This window comes from Exiguobacterium sp. LL15, from assembly GCF_024436095.1.
GTDB classification, from domain to species: domain Bacteria; phylum Bacillota; class Bacilli; order Exiguobacteriales; family Exiguobacteriaceae; genus Exiguobacterium_A; species Exiguobacterium_A indicum.
The window spans coordinates 107,236-125,709 of sequence record NZ_JANFNX010000004.1 but is presented as its reverse complement, the minus strand read 5'-3'; the positions used below and the strand labels follow the sequence as shown (position 1 = coordinate 125,709).

Sequence of the window (18,474 nt, the reverse complement as noted above, 5' to 3'; positions counted from 1 at the left end):
ATTAGCTAAGGTGATAGACACATCTTGTGTTTATCTCCCTCAGTGACGGGTATTACTGTCTATGTGGCAAAAAAAGCATTTTTTAATTCAACAGGAAAAGGGGTTTTCTATCATGTCAAACGTCATTCTTACTTCACGTGCATCTGCAGTCGGTGGTCGCGACGGGAAAGTCGCTTCAGACGATAACGTCATTAATCTCGATTTAGTCATGCCAGGAACAAAAGGCAAAGAAGACATTCCGACATCAAACCCGGAACAGTTATTCGCAGCAGGATATGCCGCTTGTTTTGATGGTGCCTATAACTTAATGGCGCGCCAAGCAAAAAAACGAGTCGAGACGCGGACGAATTCAGAAGTCAGCCTCTTACAGGATGAAGCGGATAACGGTGTAAAAATTGCAGCGAAACTCGTCGTCGAGGTCGTTGGCGTATCACAGGAAGAAGCCGAAGACTTACTAGAGAAGACACACAATTTCTGCCCGTACTCAAAAGCGACACGTGGCAACATTGATGTTGATCTTTCTGTTAAAGTCGTCGATTCACTATAAGCATAATCGACGAATCATAAGGAGGGTTTTCCATGGCACCGAAAGAAACCGATCGTCCAAATGAAGAGTTTGAAGATGAACGGGATCGTCTGTCGGATAAAGAACGGAAACTGACAGAGGAGCAACAAAAGGAAATCCTAAAAGGAAAAGACGAAATGCCAGATGATACGGTTTCTCCACGAGATCGCGGAGAAGATCCGATTTAAATCAAACAACTTGGGGGATGAATCACATGTCTAAAAAAGTAGCAGTCGTACTCGCCGATCATTTTGAAGATGTAGAATTCACAGGACCGGTTGATGCATTAAAAGAAGCAGGGCACGAGATCACTGTCATTGGTGCTAAAAAAGGTGCAGAACTCGTCGGCAAACAGGAAGAGGCAAAAGTAAATGTTGATCTCTCGATTGATGAGACTTCAGCAGCAGACTACGATGCTCTCCTTATTCCAGGCGGTTTTTCACCAGATTTACTTCGAGAAGACGAGCGTTTTGTCTCATTCGTCGAAGAATTCGATATGTCGAAAAAACCAATTTTCTCGATCTGCCATGGACCACAATTGATGATTAATGCAAAAATCGTCAAAGGAAGAAAAATGACAGGTTATAAATCAATTCGAATTGATTTAGAAAATGCTGGTGTGGACTTTGCAGATGAAGAAGTCGTCGTCGACGATAATTTCGTCTCAAGTCGTCAACCAGATGATATTCCTGCATTCAACCGGGAAATCGTCGCAAAACTTGGCTAATGGTATAGAACAAAAATCAGCACTGCGATAACGCAGTGTTGATTTTTTTTTAGGGGTTTTCTGGATAATCACAGAGTTCCGTAATGACGCCGTGTGAATGACGAGGATTCATATAAATTAGTCGTCGTCCGAACGGCGTCGTTCGATACGTATCTTCTAAAAATGTTAAGCCTCGTTGTTTTGCTTCTTCAATCGCCTGATTTAAATTCTCTACACGATAAGCAATATGGTGGACACCTTTCCCGCGTTGTTTTAAAAAACGTGCGATTGGACTATCCGGACTTGTTGGCGTTAACAACTCGATGTGCGCATCATCGAACTCGATGACCGCAATATTGGAAGCGACACCTGGCGCAGGATTCGAGTACTCTTTTGTTAAGGTTCCTCCAAGTACGTTTGTATAAAATGAAATGGCTTCCTGCATGTCGCGAACGGCAATTCCAGTGTGGTCTAATTTCATATGATATCCTCCTTCTGTTCGCTTCAGTTTCCCAAAAACACTCCAAAGTTGCAACGATGAGTTACCTTCCAAATGTTTCTATTACATAGAAGAGGAAAGATTTATTTAAATTGAAATATCACTGAAATATTATGGAAGAGGAATGAATGCTATAATCAAAAACGTTCTTATAAAAAAGAAAAAAGATTACAGAATTTAAATTTAACTTAAATATTCTACGATAAATCATAAAACATACACTACAGAAAAAGAGGGAATACTACATGAAAAAAACGTTCGCGTCGCTCATCGTTTCCGCACTAGTTCTTTCATCAGCACCTCATTTTGCAGCAGCAGACGATTTAAGTGAACAGAAAGCCAAAAACGAACAACAGCAACAAGACAATGCTAAAAAGCAAAAAAACTTAGAGTCTTCTGTTAATCAAGAAGGTAAAAAAATCTCTAAAACACAGCAAGAAGTCAATCGACTAGACGAAGCGTTGAACGAAAAAATCTTTGCTGTCGAAACAAAAGATCGTCAAATCAAAGCAACAGAACGTGAAATCGTTGAGCTTGGAAAAGAAATCGAGAAATATAAAGCGAAACTAAAACGCCAAGAAAAACTACTCGGTGATCGTCTTCGTGTCATGCAAGAGAATGATGGAAACTCAATTAAATGGGAAGAAGTCATCTTTGGCGCTAAAAACGTTGGTGACCTCGTAAGCCGTGTCATGGCAGGGAAATCCATTTCAAAACAAGATGATAAAATGATCACGGATTACCAAAATACGCAAAAACAATTAGCGGATGCGCAACAAAAAGTAAAAGAAAAGAAAGCGCAGTTGGTCGTTGAGAAAAAAGAATTAAAACGTCAACAAGCGGATCTTGAATCACAATTAAAAGAGCGGAACAAACGCTTAAAAGAACTACGTAAGAAAAAAGAAAAGTTCGAAACACAATTGATGGATGCAAAAGAAGTCCAGCAAATTTTGATCGCTCAAGAAAAAGCGATTGCAGCTGAAAAAGCAGCGCGTGAACGAGAAGCTCGAATCGAAAAAGAGCGTCAAGCTCAAGCGGCACGTGAAGCAAAAGCACGAGCAGAAGCTGAAGCAGCTCAAGCAGCAGCTCAGAAAGAAGCGGAACAACAAGCAGCTAAAGAAGCGGCAGCTCAGCAAGCAGCACAAGAGAAGGCAGCGCAATCAGCAAAACCTTCTGGTTCGACGAAACAATCGGCACCAAAACCATCTACACCAGCACCAACTGCGCCAGCACCGTCAGCTCCTGCGACACCTAAACCGTCACCATCATCAGGCGGACTCTTCATTCATCCAACTGCTGGTGCTGTGACACAAGGGTATGGTTCTGCAGGCGGAGAAAACGGTTATACGTTCCATAACGGGATTGACTTCGGTGGTCCAGTCGGTACGCCGATTGTGGCAGCTGCAACAGGTACAGTCATTACAGCATCAGGTGGCGGACCTTACGGAAATCACATCATGATTGCTCACCAATTGAACGGGAAGACATATACGACAGTCTATGCACATATGAGTTCATTGAACGCTAGTGCAGGTCAACGCGTCAGTCAAGGTCAACAAATCGGTACACGTGGTAGCACAGGAAACTCAACAGGTCCACACTTGCACTTCGAAATTCACGTTGGTGGATACAGCTACAGTGCAACAGGTCCAGCTAACTCAGTAAATCCAATGACTATGTTTTAAACAGTTAAGAATCGTTGCATATGCAACGATTCTTTTTTTTTATATTTGATAAGAAATATATATATTACAAAAAAACGTTTTCACTTGAAATGTAAATGAAATTTTTTTGAAACGATTAGGGTGCTATAATCTATTTCAGATATGAGAGAAACTTGAATACTATAATAAAAAATGAAAATACATAAGTGAGGAAAACGATATATGCTAAAAAAACTAATTTCTACCATTGTTTTAGGGGCATTACTTACAACAGGTACACAACCGATCGCGGCAGCAACGATTAAAGAAAAAAAGGCTGAAAATGCCGCTGAACAACGTAAATTAGAAAAAGAGATTAAAAAGCAAGAAGCTAAAATTTCAAAAGAACAACGTCAAATCAATCGAATCGACGCAGCGATTAACGAAAAGATTTTCCAAGTTTCCGAAAAAAATAAACAAATTAAACAATTAAGCAATCGAATCGATGAGTTAAAGGCAGACATCGTTCGTTACGAGGAGATGCTACAGAAGCAGGAAGAACTACTCGGTGATCGTTTACGTGTTTTCCAAGAAAACGATGGAAACTCGATTAAGTGGGAAGAAGTCATTTTTGGATCAAAGGATTTAGGTGATTTATTCAGCCGTGTCATGGCGGGTAAAAAGATTGCTGAACAAGATGATAAAATGATTTCAGATTACATCGCGACACAACAAAAATTAGCAGAAGCAAAACAAGCACTTGTTGAGAAAAAAGCGGAGCAAATGCAAGAAAAGAAAGTATTGCTTGAACAAAAAAAAGCGTTAAAAGTTCAAATGAAAGAGCGTAGTGCTACACTCAAAAAATTACGAAAAGGGAAGACGAAGTTTACGACAGAACTGTTAGACGCAAAAGAACTGCAAGCGACTCTCGAAGCGCAAGAACGTGCGATTGCGGCAGCGAAGGCAGCGGCTAAAGCAGCGGCTGAAAAAGCAGCAGCAGAGAAAGCGGCAGCTGAAAAAGCTGCTAAAGCAAGTGCTCAAGCAGCAAAACAAGCCAATAAGAATACAGAATCAACAAGTTCAGATACAACACCAATCGCTTCAGGTGGTGGGAAATTTGTCCGACCATCTTCTGGTGGGGTATCACAAGGGTTCGGACCAGCTAGTGGAGCAAACGGTTATACATTCCATAATGGCGTCGATTTCAAAGGTCCCGTCGGATCTCCGATCGTCGCAGCAGCAGCCGGAACCGTCATTACAGCATCAGGTGGTGGACCTTACGGAAACCACGTCATGATTTCGCATTTCTTGGATGGAAAAGTCTATACGACGGTTTACGCTCATATGAGCTCATTATCTGTTCATGCAGGACAAACGGTCTCTCAAGGTCAGCAAGTCGGAACACTTGGTAGTACAGGAAATTCAACAGGACCACACTTACATTTCGAACTACATGTCGGAGGTTATCAATATAGTGCTTCTTCTCCTCTGAATGCAGTGAATCCATTGGCATATCTGTAATCAAAAAACGGGCTTCGGCTCGTTTTTTTTTTGCTGCTGTGCTACAGTTAAGGCGAAACGAATACTTGAGCAACTAGGGGAGCTGGAGGAATCCGGCTGAGAGGAAAACCAATCTGTTTTCGACCCTATTACCTGAACTGGATAATACCAGCGTAGGAAAGTTGAGCCGAACGGATACCGGAATGCGTGTATAACGCTTTCGTATAGCGTCGACTGCTTTTTTACAGCGGTCGACGCTTTTTTTGTCGGTCACGACTCCCTTACATTGCTCGATGGGAAGGTGAAAAGAACATGAAACATGTACTGACGATTGCAGGATCCGACTCCGGTGGTGGAGCTGGGATTCAAGCAGATTTAAAAACCTTTTCGGCTTTAGGCGTTTATGGAATGAGCGTCCTGACAGCTGTCACGGCGCAAAATACGTTGGGTGTTCAAGCGGTGGAAGAGTTATCTCCAGAAATCGTAGATGCCCAGTTAACGTCGATTTTTTCAGACATTCGTGTCGATGCGATCAAAATCGGAATGGTCTCGAATGCGCAGACGATTCGTGTCATTGCTACACATCTCCGCAAACAGACAGTTCCGATCATATTAGATCCCGTCATGGTCGCTAAAGGCGGTCATGCTCTATTGCGGACGGAGGCTGAACAAGCATTGATTTCGGAGCTTTTACCGCTTGCGACACTCGTCACACCAAATTTACCGGAAGCGGAGCGTTTAACAGGACGATCGGTCACCAATCTAGATGAAATGCGACTGGCGATGCATCAATTAGCTACACAGACAGGGGCAGTATTACTAAAAGGTGGACATCTCTCAGGAGCTGCGACGGATTTGTTGTTTGATGGGGAAGTAGAACACCGCTTCACATCGGAACGGTTAGACAATCAACATACTCATGGAACTGGTTGTACCTTATCTGCGGCGATTGCGGCGCGGATGGCGCTTGGAGAAGATTTGACAGATAGTGTAAGACAAGCAAAGAGCTATGTCACGGAGGCGATTCGTCATGGATTTGCTCTCGGACAAGGTATTGGACCGACACATCATTTTCATTCACTTTGGAGGGATACACATGTTTACGACCATTCTTGAACACAAACCACTCATTCACCATCTGACGAACACGGTGACGATCAATGACTGCGCAAACGTCACACTCGCTGTTGGAGCATCACCCGTCATGGCGGAAGATATTCGCGAAGTAGAAGAAATGGTTAGACTCGCGCAAGCCCTTGTCTTAAACATTGGTACGATCGATGCAGACATGCAAGCAGCTCAACGACTTGCAGCCGGTGAAGCGGGACGTTTGAATGTCCCGATCGTTCTTGATCCAGTTGGAGCAGGGGCAACGACATTACGTACTGCCTTTTCTAAAGAACTCATTGATCTCGGATGTACGGTCATCAAAGGAAATACTTCTGAAATCAAGACGTTACTTGGGGAAGACGGACGAACTAAGGGAGTCGATGCTGCGGGAGATGCAATGATGGATCGAGAAAGTATTCGTGCATTCGCTCGCAAACACAAATCTGTCCTCGTCGTGACAGGTCCGAACGACTATATCACGGATGGAACGCGCGAAATGGAATTACATGTAGGAACACCTCGTCTAGGAGACATCACGGGTACGGGCTGTATGACGGCTTCCTTGATTGCGAGCTTCCTCGGCGCAGGATATACGGCGTTTGAGGCGGCTGTTCACGGAACATTCGTCATGGGAAAAGCAGGAGAACAAGCAGCCTCTGCGCAAGGTCTTGGTGATTTTAAACGAGAATTGTTCAATGCGATCAGCCTCATGACGGAGCAAGAACTGGTGGAGGTGACAGAACGTGTCAATTGATTACTCCATCTATGCAGTGACGGATCGTCGGTACCATCCTGGCGTCGCGATCGAGACGGTCGTTGAGGAAGCTGTTTTAGGTGGTGCGACGATCGTGCAACTACGAGAAAAAACCGCACAAGGAAAGGAATTCTACGATCAGGCAGTTCGGTTGAAGAGACTGACGGATCGACACGACATTCCTTTGATCATCAATGACCGGATCGATATCGCGTTACTCGTCGGAGCTGGTTTGCATATCGGACAAGAAGACATTCCTTTAACCGCAGCACGTCGCCTTTTACCAGATGCTGTAATTGGTATGTCGGTAGCCACTGTTGCACAAGCGATTGAAGCAGAACGAGACGGAGCCTCTTATTTAGGCGTGGGATCTCTATTTGCGACGTCATCCAAAGCGGACGCTGATTCCATGTCGCATACGATGCTTCAGGCGATTCGGGAAGCCGTACGATTACCTCTAATCGGTATTGGTGGAATCACAGCAACAAATGTCTCCACCCTTCCCATCCCGCTAGAAGGGTACGCCGTCATTTCAGAAATTTTCGCTAAAGAAGATCGGCAACTCGCTGCGCAGCAAATGACAGATGCTGTGCGAGAATGGCATCAATCACTTTAGAACAGGGTATAATCCGTTCAGAGGTGATTGTATTGAAATGGCAGACGATCCGTTTTCGCGGCTATTGGATTCGATATCGGTTAGAACCACAAATCATTCGAGTCGATAATCAGGGGATCTACCATCTAGGAAAAGTCTTATTTCCGCGTCCTAATCGTATATCTTATGAGATGGCCCTTTTATTGAAAGAAAAGTATGAAAGACGCTACAAACGTCCGTTGTATATTAAAACGAGCTCGATTGCGACGGAAATTTGGGGACATACTCATTTAGACATCTATTACCGGGTACTTCTTCGTCTACCGATTCCGACTCGGCTACGACAGCGCTATTCGAACCGATTAGAGAGTACGAAAATCATTGATATCGGCGTACGCGCTGTCGATCAAAATCGAATCGTCTGGGATATCGGAGATTATGTTGGAGGATGGTTCGTATTTTGGCTCATTCGTAGGCGCATGCGCTAAACTTGCAATGTTCTGTTTTCCCATGGTGCAATATAGGTAAAAACGAGGTGATGGACATGGATATTCCCCGTTGTGAAACGATTGCGATTGACGAACAACGTGCGTCTGAAATCGGACAAGTCGTGGATACGATCCCAACACTTGAAATCGGAAAGCTATTTAAGATTCTTTCGGATGCGACACGACTGCGAATCGTTTATGCGTTGACGATTGAAGAAGAACTATGCGTTTGTGATGTCTCAGCCTCTGTCGACTGTTCGATTGCGACGGCGTCTCACCATCTTCGGTCTTTGTTGAAACAAGGACTCGTCAAGTTCCGAAAAGAAGGCAAAGTCGTCTATTATTCCCTGGATGATCATCATGTCTCATCGCTTGTGCATATGGCTATGGAACATGTGCATGAGGGAAAAGCAGTACGTGAATGATTCTTTAGAATAACGAAAAGCGTAGCTATTGCTGCGCTTTTTTTGTTCATCTCGGATCGTTTTCCTAGGACAAGCATCGACCTCGTCCTGTCAATCAAGATGACGCCTCTATAATCTGAAGAGGCTGACTCGAAAAAAGAATAACTCATCTTTTCAGACCCTTTCCTCAGGCGAGACACAAGCTGGCTTTCTTGCTTCATTCCAGCAGAAAAGCGGGTCTCGTTCGTCTCTGATAGCGCAAAATCGCGCTTGTTCCTGTAGAAGTGGCGTGTGTGACGCGTCATTCTTTTTGTTACGAGATAAGGGTGGCAGAATGATGATCTGCCACCCTTACCTTTGTAAAGACTGACTTTTGAGTCAGCTCCTTTTTGTTTATTCTTGTGCTGATTTCTCTGATATGGCAGGAACGAAGCGATGGAAGAAAAAAATCGTTGCACTAATCATCAAAAAGGACAGAATTGACAGGCCGAGGCACATCCATTTATATGTAGCAATTAACGCATCCGATTGTTGTAATTTTGCCTGAAGCGTTCGATATAAATCATCTTTTACACGTGATAAGTCTTCAAGGATCGTCTGAGTCGTTTGAGTCGATTGTCTGGCGAGACGTTTTGCTGCTGCTGGACTTTGGCGTTCATATACGACGAAAACCCGTTCGATTTCTGACTCCCAGACATTGTTGCGACGAAGAAGATCTTTAATTGTTCCTGGAGTAGTCGAAGATTGATTCAGACTATTACGTAAGTCATGAATTTTCGAAGTCGAAAAATAATATTGTTCAATATAACGATTATCTTCGTACAATAAGAGGCCGCGGACTGCGTTTGCTCGATCTCGATTATGTTCAACCAACTGATCGACTTGATTAATTAACGGTATATCATGATCCTTCATCTGCGCTGTCATCGCCGCAATTGTCCGATAACCAGATAAGGCATAAATGATTGGTATAGAGGCAAATAAACTGATCAAAAGAATCAGCAGAACACGCTGACGCCATAGTGAGTGCATGCAATCATTCCTTTAAATAAAAAGACATGTCATTAGCTTAACTACTATTACAAGAAAAGTGAAGCCTGTCTATTTTTTGAATAGGGATAGGAAAGTAAGAAGTCAGTATTCTGAATAAAAAAGCAGGAAAGCTAGTGCAATCCGAGAAGCTGTTTTATGTAGAAGAAAAAGCGCAGCTTGGCTGCGCTTGGTTAAAACGAATAGGAATGTTCCTTATAGTTTCCGAAAACCGTATGAATTTCTGAGAATGTAACGAATGCATTTGGCTCAACGGAAGAGACGATCTCTTGCAAACGGACGATTTCATTATTTTGAACGACGACATAGACCATTTTTTTCGTTCGGTTGGAATATCCTCCACGTGCATCGAGAATCGTGACACCACGACCGAGTTCTTTTGTAATGACTTCATTGATTTCATCTGCTTTCTCACAAATGATGATACATTGCTTAGAAGCAGAATAGAAACTGTAAACCGTCTGAAGGGCTTTGGCGCGAACGAAGCTCATGATGAGCGCGTACATAACGTGTTTTAAGTCAAACACCCACCAAACAAGGATGTAGATGACAAGATCTTGCATCAGAAATATGCGAGGAAGTGGCCAGTTATGAAAACGAGCGAAGAAAAACTTTCCAAGAATATCAAGCCCTCCAGTTGAAGCACCACCGAAGAAGATCAATGCCATCGCAAGTCCAGAGACTAGACCGGCAAAGATGGAGGCGACGAGCGGATCATTTAAAGATTCCGGAACAATTTGAGTCGGAATCCAGTCGATTAAAAAAGAGGAAGCAACGACGATGATGCCGGATAAGAACATGAACCGTTTACGCAGAAAACGAAAACCTAAAAGGAAGAGTGGGATGTTTAAAAGCAATTGCGTTAAACCGATTGGCGTGTGGAAGAGCTCTTGGATGATGAGTGTGATCCCCATGATACCGCCTGATCCGATATCATTTGGAGATAGTAGTAAACTGATGTAAAGGGAATAAAGCAATGTACCGATGATTAAAAAACTAATTTTTTCAACTCTCTTTTTCTGTGGGTGTGTTGTAGTCATGGCAATATGATGAGTGACCTCATGCTCCTCCTTCTGTGAGTATCTGCCTGCAAGAGTACGCCCATATGCATAAAATTTCAACCCTTCTTATGAAAAAAGATGAAAAAGGGTACGTTTTTTTAGGAAGGTGATGAAAATGAAAAAACCGTTCTTGCTTATTGGTTGTATTTGTTTAGTAATACTAATTGGTATTCGCATTTTTCAACCATCGGATGAAGAAAATCGAACGTCTATTTGGCATGATGGAGATCTCGTAGCGAGACAAGTGGGTGCTTCGATGATGAATACGGTAGCGGTTCGTCAATTAGCCGAACAACTTCCGTTCTCATCAGAATTAAAACAGGTAGATGTCGAAGGGGAATCGTTGCGGCTTGTTTATGAGGTTACAGGAAAAGAGCGACAAGCCTGGATTGGTACCGATACTGGGACACTACAAGTGAATCAGGATTTTTTGAAAGCTCGGTTATCTAAAGTGCTGATGCATCATACGCTTGTTTTATTTTCAACGATTCCTGATTTGACCGATCTCGAAATTCACTACACGGATCCGTATTCAGGTGCAGATTTTACGATGGACCGAAAAACATTCGACGCCTACACTCCGACCGATATTGAACGAGCTACTTCCTCTTCTAGACGCTTTAATCGGGTCGTCATTGATGGTTATGTGCTCGATGCATCAAGGCGAAACACGTTCTTTGAACGCTTCGCATCACGACTACGAATTCAAACTAATTAGTTGTATAAAGCAAGAAAAGGCATTTTTCACAATCTCGACACAATGTTATCGTTTACATCTCGTTCTTTTATAAAAACGATAAAACAGGTCTATTCAATACTTGAACATCTTTTAAGATGGAAGTATGATAATAAATGAACAAACATTGTGAAGTATTGAACAAAAGAAAGAGAGGTTTCTACGATGAACGAGGTAGAAGCATTAGAAGGATTACGGAATAAAGCAATCAAGTCGACGCGCATGCTACAAATGCGTCCTCTCGAGTACTTAGTTCGTGCCATGCTAGCAGGGATTTTCATTGGATTTGCAATTATTTTTACCTTAAAAGCAATTAACGGTCTATATATGGCGGAGTCACCTGTTGCGACACTTGTTGGTGGACTGACCTTCGGAGTGGCACTCGTCCTGATCGTTTACGGTGGGGCAGAGCTGTTCACAGGAAATACGATGTATTTCACGACGGCGACGATGCGCGGCTATACGACGAAGATGGATACGATGAAGGTCTGGTTGATCTGTCTGATTGGAAATGGACTTGGAGGATTAGCATTTGCGCTACTCTTTTCTCAAACAGGAATCATCCAAGAGCTTGGTATGAACAACTGGTTATTTTCTGTCTCAGAAACGAAGATCCACCATACGACGTGGGAAATCTTCACACGAGCTATCTTCTGTAACTGGATGGTCTGTTTAGCGATTTTCATTCCAAAGAACATGAAGAATGAGTTGGCGCAGATCATGATGATGATGGTACTGGTCGCAGTCTTCTTCGCATCTGGATTTGATCACGTCATCGCCAATATGGCCTTGTTCTCCATTGCGTTAGTCGTACCACATCCGGATACGATCACATTTGCCGGAGCGATGCATAACCTGTTGCCAGCTTTAGCTGGAAACATCATTGGTGGAGCAGTCTTCATGGGAATGATCTATACGTGGCTGAATAAAGAAAAATTAGAAGTAGATGAATCACGTCAATCCACGACACCTGTTCATATTGCTTCGAAACAAAATGCATAATCAAAAAGCAGCTGTCGCGACAGCTGCTTTTTTCATTCATTCCATATGTTGAAAGCGATCGACGTCTGCAGCCAGTTCTTCGTAAATCGTCTCGACGATTTGTGCATCATCGAAGAGCCCGAGGACGTTATCGTCCGGTAAGGCGTCAACAGGAGACGTAAAGTACAGAACGGCCGTCAATAACAATTGTTCCTGCTCCGCATGCATTTCGAATTTTTTCTGATAGAGAGCACGAAGCATTTCAAGCAGTTGTTTTAATTGAAAATAAAGGACGAGTTCTGCCTCGCGTTCGATGTCCGAGCTTTCTGTAGACGCGATATCTTGCGTCAAGTGCGCAAGTCCGATTTCTGCTCGAACTAACAATTCTTGCTGTGCTTTTTCATCACCAACGAGGTCGAGTGCCTGTCGGTGAAAATACGTATAAGCCGATTTAAAATCGCCGGGTGTGAATTCCATGGTGATGCCTCCTTCTCTTCTCTTTCTAGTTTCGCCTTATTTCTTGCAAAATTGCAACTATTTCGTGAAAATAAAGATACAAGAAAGGGGATTACATAATGCCGACACAAGCAGAATTACAACAATACGCGTCTTTAGCCGTGCGTACGGGAATTAATCTACAACCAGGACAACAACTCGAGGTGCGTGCAGGAATCGAAAATTTGCCGCTCGTTCGTGAAATCACGCGTGTCGCCTACGAAGTAGGAGCTACGCAAGTATATGTACAATGGTCAGATGATGAGATGACGAAAATCCGTTATTTCGATGCACCGGAAGAGTCGTTTGATACGTTCCCGGATTGGTTAAAAGCACGTTACGACCAACTGGCAGAAGAAAAGACAGCGTTCTTATCGGTCGTCAGTGAAGATCCGGATTTATTGAATGGCGTGGACTCGAGCCGAATCGCACGTGCGAATAAAGCAGCCGGTGTCGCTCTTGCTAATTGGCGGAAGTTCGTCATGAGTGACAATGTCAGCTGGTGTGTCGTAGCAGCACCTTCTGAAAGCTGGGCGAAGAAAGTATTCCCTGATTCAGAGAATGCTGTTGAAGAGCTTTGGTCAGCTATTTTAAAGGCTACACGTGCCGATCAAGCGGATCCGGTCGCTGCATGGGCGGATCATGATCATAATCTGCGTTCAAAAGCAAAATTCCTGACAGAGAAGAAATACAAAACATTGCACTACACAGCTCCAGGAACAGAATTATCAATCGAATTACCAGAACGTCATGTTTGGTTAGGTGGCGGTGGTCCGAATGCAGATGGTGTTGATTTCATCGCGAATCTGCCGACAGAAGAAGTGTTCACGTTACCGAAAAAGACAGGAGTCAACGGACACGTCTCGAGCACAAAACCGCTTAGCTATAGTGGGAACTTGATTGATGAGTTCACACTCTGGTTCGAGAACGGAAAAATCGTTAAAGCGGAAGCGAAACAGGGTCAAGAAGCATTAGATGACTTGATTTCACTTGATGAAGGTGCACGTTATCTTGGAGAAGTTGCGCTCGTGCCACACCGTTCGCCGATTTCTGACTCGGGTATCCTATTCTATAATACATTGTTTGATGAAAATGCTTCATGCCACTTAGCGATTGGTCGTGCGTACTCGACGTGTCTCGAAAATGGTCCTAGCCTTTCAGCAGAAGAACTAGAAGCACAAGGCGCGAACGACTCGATGACGCATGTCGACTTCATGATTGGATCAGCGGATCTATCGATTGAAGGAGAACTTGCAGACGGAACGCGTGAATCAGTCATGCGTGACGGAAACTGGTCAATCTAAACGAACAAAAAGGTGAGTCCGAATACGGAGCTCACCTTTTCTTGTAAGATTCTTGTTATGCTTCTTCACCGATAATTTTCACTTCTGTCTCAAGTAAGATACCGAATTTTTCTTGAACCGTTTCTTGGACATGACGAATGAGCGCGATATAGTCGGATGCTGACGCATTCTCGACGTTGACGATGAAACCAGCGTGTTTCTTGGACACTTCAGCGCCACCGATGCGTGTTCCCTGTAAGTTGCTATCTTGAATCAGCTTCCCTGCAAAATAGCCTTCTGGACGTTTAAAGACGCTACCACAAGAAGGGTACTCGAGTGGTTGTTTCGTTTCTCGCTTATGCGTCAAATCATCCATGACTTCCTTGATTAGTGCTGGGTCACCCTCTGTTAAGGCAAATCGACCTTCGAGGATGATGTATTCTTTCTTCGAGAAGCAACTTGTCCGGTATCCCAGTTCGAGTTCATCATGCGAAATGTTCAACAGTTCTCCTTGTCGTGTCAATACAGTAGCGCTATGGAGGCAATCCTTGACTTCACCACCGTATGCTCCCGCATTCATGATCAATGCGCCACCAATCGTTCCTGGAATCCCACAAGCGAATTCAAGACCGCTGAGCTGATGCGCGTAAGCTACACGAGACGCTTCGATGATTGCTGCACCACTTTGAGCAACGAGTTCATGTCCTTCAACCGAGATATCGGTTAACTTCTCAAAGGAGAGGACAATGCCGCGGATGCCGCCGTCACGTACGACAAGATTCGATCCGTTTCCAAGCAACGTCAAGGGAATACCTTGTTCGTAAGCATATCGGACGACAAAAGCCGTTTCTTCATAAGAGGTTGGAATGATGAATAAATCCGCGATTCCTCCCATTTTTGTATACGTATGATATTTTAAAGGTTCATTGATTAGTACGGACTCTTTTGAAATGCCTTCATACAGTCCCGTCATTACTTGTTCAGTCATTATGGTCTCAGTCCTTTTCATGAATTCCTACCAGCGCTCATGCGCTCAAAATATATTTTAACATTAATCGTGCGGTCGTTGTTCAACATACTGTTCCCAAAATACCGACTTATGCCGGGAATTGCAAGCACTAGGGAGTGAATGTCATCGATTAGTAATGAAAAATGTCACAAGGAAAGCAGGGGCAGGAAGAGGAATGAAGCGAAAAGAACTCGGGAAAAGAGAAGTATAGAAGGAGGCGATGACGATGGAAAGTGAACGTTTATGGATGCGACCGTTTGAAGAAGAGGATTTCAGTTTTTATAAGTCACTTGTTCAAAATGAGCAAGTCATGCGTTATATCAATGGAGGCATTGCCTTGAGTGAAGATGAGGCACGAGAGTGGTTCGAACGGCAATTGGAGCGATACTCGGATGAGCGACAAACTGGTTTTTTACTGTTGTTCATAAAAGAAACGAATGAACCGATTGGCTTCGCCGGATTATTGATGCAGGAAGTCGATGGGAAAGAAGAGTTAGAGGTCGGTTATTGGCTCGAACCAAAGCACTGGAAAGTCGGTTATGGTCGTGAAGCAGCAAAACAATTAATGATGGAGGCGTTCAATCGAGGGCATGATCGAATCATCTCGATCATTCATCCCGATAATCATGCTTCGCAAAACGTCGCTCGTGCCAACGGACTGAACTGGGAAAAAGATACGGTGTTTAGAGGCATTCCTGTCACGATTTACGCTGGACAACTATCACGACTTTGTCGTAACTAAAGAGGAGAGTTTTTATGTACGAATTTAACTTCGCGTCTTTTCACTCCATGACACCTGATACCTTATATGCACTTTTGAAATTACGGACGGATATCTTCGTCGTCGAGCAGGAGTGCGCGTATCCGGAGCTAGATGATCAAGATCAACAAGCGACACACCTAATCGTCCGGAGTGAGAGTGGTCAAATCGTCGGATGTCTTCGGATGTACGATCACCCGACAAAAGGAGTCGCGATTGGACGGGTAGCTGTTCACCATGCTCACCGATCGGTTGGGTTAGCGAGACAAATGATGGAGAGAGCGATGGTGCATTTGCAGAAAGAAGCTGCGATCTACTTACAGGCACAAGCACACCTAGAAGGGTTTTACGGATCGTTTGGTTTCGAAACCGTATCCGACCCTTATTTAGAAGATGATATTCCACATGTGGACATGCAGTTTCACGCAAAGGATTCAAAAAAAGACTTCACGTCGACGATCGATGAACCGATGAATAAGTAGAATGAACTTTTTCGGAGGTGGATCAGTCATGAAGAAAGTGCTGGTCATTTTCGCTCTTAGTCTAATTGGTATCCTATCTTTAGGAGTCGGTATTTCGTATGCTCAATTGCAGGGGAACTATCGTGACTCTGAAAAAGAGTTGATGACGATCTTAGAGCGGCAACATGATTTATCAGCTTCCGCCTTTCTTGAAGTGCGCGCATCATTCTCTTTACGACATCGACAAATCATACACGTTCGACTTCGGGGCGAACCTGCCATCACATACGAGTTCATTCAACCAAAGGATGAAATCGAATACCTGGGGTCTGTCGGAACAAGTGTTGAAAAGACAGGAAAACAAGATGCCGTCTTTCGAAACGCTCATTTAAAAGTCGGTAAAAAATAAAAAATGGAGAATCTTCCTGAAACGACGGAAGATTCTCCATTTTTTGCTTTCAAGACGATAGGATATTGCGTACACTACGAAGAGATACTGGAATGAGGAGGTCGAGGGAATCATGTGGAAACCCTTTATAAAAAATCAATCAATTGCACCGGCGTTACAAGCCTTCCGGGAACTTGACATCGAAATGTTTCGGACATATGTTGCCCAACTGAACGATGCGGAACAACAGGCCTTACAATTCATTAAGCGGGCGCTAGAGCAGGATTCACCTGCTCATTTAAAAATAGCGCTTGAAATGAAACAACCACTCGTCGAAGTCGATCGTCTGTTCCAAACACTCGTCACGTGTCAAAATCGTCAGCAGTTACTCGAAATGCTGCTAGCATACGGTCTAGACGTCAATCAAGTCTATACACTTGAAGGGCATCGATCGATCGTCCGCCAACCCCTTCACTTTCCGGTAGGTCTATATGCGGCGCGCCATTCAGAGTTATGGGCACTTGTTGCTGAAAAACTGGACTTTACTTACACGATGCATCTTCAACGCAGTGATCAATTCATGGAGACGCATGAATTGAATCTGCTTGACCTCGTCTTATTGCTCGATATCGAAGAGGAGTTGACGGTTCGAGTGCTTGATCAGCTGTGCGAATGCAAGGCGACCGTTGGACTTGCAGAACGATTACAACGTCCCGCTTCACCATTGTTACTAAAGACGATTGAGGCGGATGCCTATCTAGCGACGTTTGTTTATGCTAAACATTATTTCCCGTTTTATGCGCTGATCGGACGACAAACCGTACTGTTCCAATCTTTGTTGAACCGTGTGATGCAATCATCTATTGCTTCTGAAATGATTGAAGATGCCTTACTTGCTTTTCATAACCATCAACCTGGACTTGCTTTGACATGGGGAGACGCCTACATCGAACAATTATACGAGATGGGGCTAGTGCTTCTTAAAACGGGTCATGTTGATTTTCGAGAAATGGATGCGGAGTATGTGTTGCCTGAATACGATGAAGTGATTGAACGATTACGTGGTTAACGATTTATTTTGAACTTGAAACGTATGCCAATGAGAAAAAAGTTGGATATCGCAAAATGTACTTTTTTGGTATAGTCTCAACACATCTAAGTTTGTGGAATGAAAAATGGTTTCGAACGTCTTGATGTTTGCTTTACACAATTTGGCTTGAAAGGTATCTAAAATTCGCCGACCGTAACCTTGATATTTCAACTCGGGCAAACACGTGATTTCAAGGAGACGAATCGTACGACCATATTTTTGATAGAGCAGTGTACCGATCACTAATTGTTGGTCGTATATTAAATAAGGTGATGTGTTTGAATGGCTGAATTGTTCATAATGTTCTTGATGATATGGAAAAAGATGATCACATCCTTTTATAGAGTGATTTCGAAGAGTGAGGTATAATTCTTGATTACGGGCATGTATAGGTTGAAAGCGTAAAGATGATACACGGTCATTTGAAATTCCGATTAAGCGAAATTGTTCAGCAGAAAGTGTATATCCGAGTGTTTTCCAAACCGATGATAGCGCACCATCTTGAGGCGGAACGACCTGTACTTTAATTTGTTGGGCACCTTGACGAACAAGATACTCATGTAAGTGTTTCGCAAGAAGGTGAAATGCGGAGATATTTGAGTAGGCACCGTTCATCAGACAAGTCATTTCATTTGAAATACGATAACCAAGAGTCGCATAGACTAGATCATGTTTGAGATAAACGAATTGATGACCTTCAAGTAATTGAAAAAAAGGAATGTCGTGTGCCCATTGATTATGTTGTAATAGTTGGTGAACATGTCGTTTTTGATTCCGTGACAGTTGATTATAATGTACGATAGACAAAATCATAGTCCTCCCTTAATTATATGAAGTTTATTCACCTATTATTTTACAGTAAATTAAAGGTATTTATATATTGTTTTTGAAACGGA

23 protein-coding genes and 1 riboswitch are annotated in these 18,474 nt (G+C 43.4%); of the genes, 17 read left to right on the top strand and 6 right to left on the bottom strand.

Features of this window, described 5'->3' with window-relative positions; all coding sequences use genetic code 11:
* The first annotated feature begins 112 nt into the window (after nt 1-112).
* The 3 genes from NOM72_RS14950 to NOM72_RS14940 are packed head-to-tail and all read left to right on the top strand — an operon-like array spanning nt 113 to nt 1,292.
* Nucleotides 113-547, top strand: coding sequence for an organic hydroperoxide resistance protein (locus NOM72_RS14950; RefSeq protein WP_023467178.1), 435 nt, complete (start codon nt 113-115; stop codon nt 545-547).
* A 32-nt stretch (nt 548-579) separates the two neighbouring features.
* The gene (locus NOM72_RS14945) at nt 580-753 is read left to right on the top strand and encodes a hypothetical protein (RefSeq protein ID WP_023467179.1); all 174 of its coding nucleotides are present in this window, start codon (nt 580-582) and stop codon (nt 751-753) included.
* Between the two features lie 26 nt (nt 754-779).
* Entirely contained in the window at nt 780-1,292 is a 513-nt protein-coding gene (locus tag NOM72_RS14940; RefSeq protein ID WP_029340809.1) for a type 1 glutamine amidotransferase domain-containing protein, read from the top strand.
* 49 nt (nt 1,293-1,341) lie between these two features.
* Here NOM72_RS14940 and mce read toward each other — a convergent pair whose 3' ends face one another.
* The gene (gene mce / locus NOM72_RS14935) at nt 1,342-1,752 is read right to left on the bottom strand and encodes a methylmalonyl-CoA epimerase (protein WP_255999417.1); all 411 of its coding nucleotides are present in this window, start codon (nt 1,750-1,752) and stop codon (nt 1,342-1,344) included.
* A 263-nt stretch (nt 1,753-2,015) separates the two neighbouring features.
* On the opposite strand from mce, the gene NOM72_RS14930 reads away from it, so the two are divergent.
* From NOM72_RS14930 to NOM72_RS14900, 7 genes are all read left to right on the top strand, one after another.
* Complete coding sequence (locus NOM72_RS14930; protein WP_023467184.1) at nt 2,016-3,455, top strand: murein hydrolase activator EnvC family protein; 1,440 nt, start codon at nt 2,016-2,018, stop codon at nt 3,453-3,455.
* Between the two features lie 201 nt (nt 3,456-3,656).
* On the top strand, nt 3,657-4,934 hold the full coding sequence (locus NOM72_RS14925; protein ID WP_035398852.1) for a murein hydrolase activator EnvC family protein: 1,278 nt from the start codon (nt 3,657-3,659) through the stop codon (nt 4,932-4,934).
* Nucleotides 4,935-4,999: 65 nt separating this feature from the next.
* A riboswitch (TPP riboswitch) is annotated at nt 5,000-5,110 on the top strand.
* Between the two features lie 115 nt (nt 5,111-5,225).
* Nucleotides 5,226-6,029 carry a bifunctional hydroxymethylpyrimidine kinase/phosphomethylpyrimidine kinase gene (gene thiD, locus NOM72_RS14920; RefSeq protein ID WP_023467188.1) on the top strand — a complete coding sequence of 268 codons (804 nt, stop codon included), beginning with the start codon at nt 5,226-5,228 and terminating at the stop codon, nt 6,027-6,029.
* Nucleotides 6,010-6,777: a hydroxyethylthiazole kinase gene (gene thiM, locus NOM72_RS14915; protein ID WP_255999415.1), complete on the top strand. Its 768-nt coding sequence runs from the start codon at nt 6,010-6,012 to the stop codon at nt 6,775-6,777. The genes thiD and thiM overlap by 20 nt, the downstream gene beginning before the upstream one ends.
* A complete protein-coding gene (gene thiE, locus NOM72_RS14910; RefSeq protein WP_075642962.1) occupies nt 6,767-7,393 on the top strand; it encodes a thiamine phosphate synthase in 627 nt (208 codons plus the stop codon). Before thiM ends, thiE begins: the two co-directional genes overlap by 11 nt.
* Nucleotides 7,394-7,416: 23 nt before the next feature.
* The gene (locus NOM72_RS14905) at nt 7,417-7,860 is read left to right on the top strand and encodes a hypothetical protein (RefSeq protein WP_238987955.1); all 444 of its coding nucleotides are present in this window, start codon (nt 7,417-7,419) and stop codon (nt 7,858-7,860) included.
* Nucleotides 7,861-7,916: 56 nt separating this feature from the next.
* On the top strand, nt 7,917-8,285 hold the full coding sequence (locus tag NOM72_RS14900) for an ArsR/SmtB family transcription factor (protein ID WP_041254995.1): 369 nt from the start codon (nt 7,917-7,919) through the stop codon (nt 8,283-8,285).
* Nucleotides 8,286-8,657: 372 nt separating this feature from the next.
* On the opposite strand, the gene NOM72_RS14895 is transcribed toward NOM72_RS14900, so the two are convergent.
* Nucleotides 8,658-9,296: a CHASE3 domain-containing protein gene (locus NOM72_RS14895; protein ID WP_035398843.1), complete on the bottom strand. Its 639-nt coding sequence runs from the start codon at nt 9,294-9,296 to the stop codon at nt 8,658-8,660.
* 191 nt (nt 9,297-9,487) lie between these two features.
* Complete coding sequence (locus NOM72_RS14890) at nt 9,488-10,354, bottom strand: YitT family protein (RefSeq protein ID WP_023467195.1); 867 nt, start codon at nt 10,352-10,354, stop codon at nt 9,488-9,490.
* Between the two features lie 127 nt (nt 10,355-10,481).
* On the opposite strand from NOM72_RS14890, the gene NOM72_RS14885 reads away from it, so the two are divergent.
* Together NOM72_RS14885 and NOM72_RS14880 are read left to right on the top strand one after the other, a co-directional pair.
* On the top strand, nt 10,482-11,093 hold the full coding sequence (locus NOM72_RS14885; protein ID WP_255999414.1) for a hypothetical protein: 612 nt from the start codon (nt 10,482-10,484) through the stop codon (nt 11,091-11,093).
* Nucleotides 11,094-11,276: 183 nt separating this feature from the next.
* A complete protein-coding gene (locus NOM72_RS14880; protein ID WP_023467197.1) occupies nt 11,277-12,113 on the top strand; it encodes a formate/nitrite transporter family protein in 837 nt (278 codons plus the stop codon).
* A gap of 36 nt (nt 12,114-12,149) precedes the next feature.
* Here NOM72_RS14880 and NOM72_RS14875 read toward each other — a convergent pair whose 3' ends face one another.
* Entirely contained in the window at nt 12,150-12,569 is a 420-nt protein-coding gene (locus tag NOM72_RS14875; RefSeq protein ID WP_023467198.1) for a YkvA family protein, read from the bottom strand.
* Between the two features lie 98 nt (nt 12,570-12,667).
* On the opposite strand from NOM72_RS14875, the gene NOM72_RS14870 reads away from it, so the two are divergent.
* The gene (locus tag NOM72_RS14870) at nt 12,668-13,891 is read left to right on the top strand and encodes an aminopeptidase (RefSeq protein ID WP_035398837.1); all 1,224 of its coding nucleotides are present in this window, start codon (nt 12,668-12,670) and stop codon (nt 13,889-13,891) included.
* Nucleotides 13,892-13,946: 55 nt separating this feature from the next.
* On the opposite strand, the gene murB is transcribed toward NOM72_RS14870, so the two are convergent.
* The gene (murB, locus tag NOM72_RS14865) at nt 13,947-14,858 is read right to left on the bottom strand and encodes a UDP-N-acetylmuramate dehydrogenase (RefSeq protein ID WP_035398835.1); all 912 of its coding nucleotides are present in this window, start codon (nt 14,856-14,858) and stop codon (nt 13,947-13,949) included.
* A gap of 247 nt (nt 14,859-15,105) precedes the next feature.
* On the opposite strand from murB, the gene NOM72_RS14860 reads away from it, so the two are divergent.
* The 4 genes from NOM72_RS14860 (at nt 15,106) to NOM72_RS14845 (ending at nt 17,557) form a co-directional block, all read left to right on the top strand.
* Nucleotides 15,106-15,621 carry a GNAT family N-acetyltransferase gene (locus tag NOM72_RS14860; RefSeq protein WP_035398833.1) on the top strand — a complete coding sequence of 172 codons (516 nt, stop codon included), beginning with the start codon at nt 15,106-15,108 and terminating at the stop codon, nt 15,619-15,621.
* 47 nt (nt 15,622-15,668) lie between these two features.
* The gene (locus NOM72_RS14855; protein WP_238987954.1) at nt 15,669-16,121 is read left to right on the top strand and encodes a GNAT family N-acetyltransferase; all 453 of its coding nucleotides are present in this window, start codon (nt 15,669-15,671) and stop codon (nt 16,119-16,121) included.
* 28 nt (nt 16,122-16,149) lie between these two features.
* The gene (locus NOM72_RS14850) at nt 16,150-16,509 is read left to right on the top strand and encodes a hypothetical protein (RefSeq protein ID WP_255999413.1); all 360 of its coding nucleotides are present in this window, start codon (nt 16,150-16,152) and stop codon (nt 16,507-16,509) included.
* Nucleotides 16,510-16,621: 112 nt separating this feature from the next.
* Nucleotides 16,622-17,557 carry a hypothetical protein gene (locus NOM72_RS14845; protein ID WP_255999412.1) on the top strand — a complete coding sequence of 312 codons (936 nt, stop codon included), beginning with the start codon at nt 16,622-16,624 and terminating at the stop codon, nt 17,555-17,557.
* On the opposite strand, the gene NOM72_RS14840 is transcribed toward NOM72_RS14845, so the two are convergent.
* The gene (locus NOM72_RS14840) at nt 17,546-18,385 is read right to left on the bottom strand and encodes a GNAT family N-acetyltransferase (protein WP_035398871.1); all 840 of its coding nucleotides are present in this window, start codon (nt 18,383-18,385) and stop codon (nt 17,546-17,548) included. The genes NOM72_RS14845 and NOM72_RS14840 overlap by 12 nt on opposite strands.
* Nucleotides 18,386-18,474 lie beyond the last annotated feature (89 nt).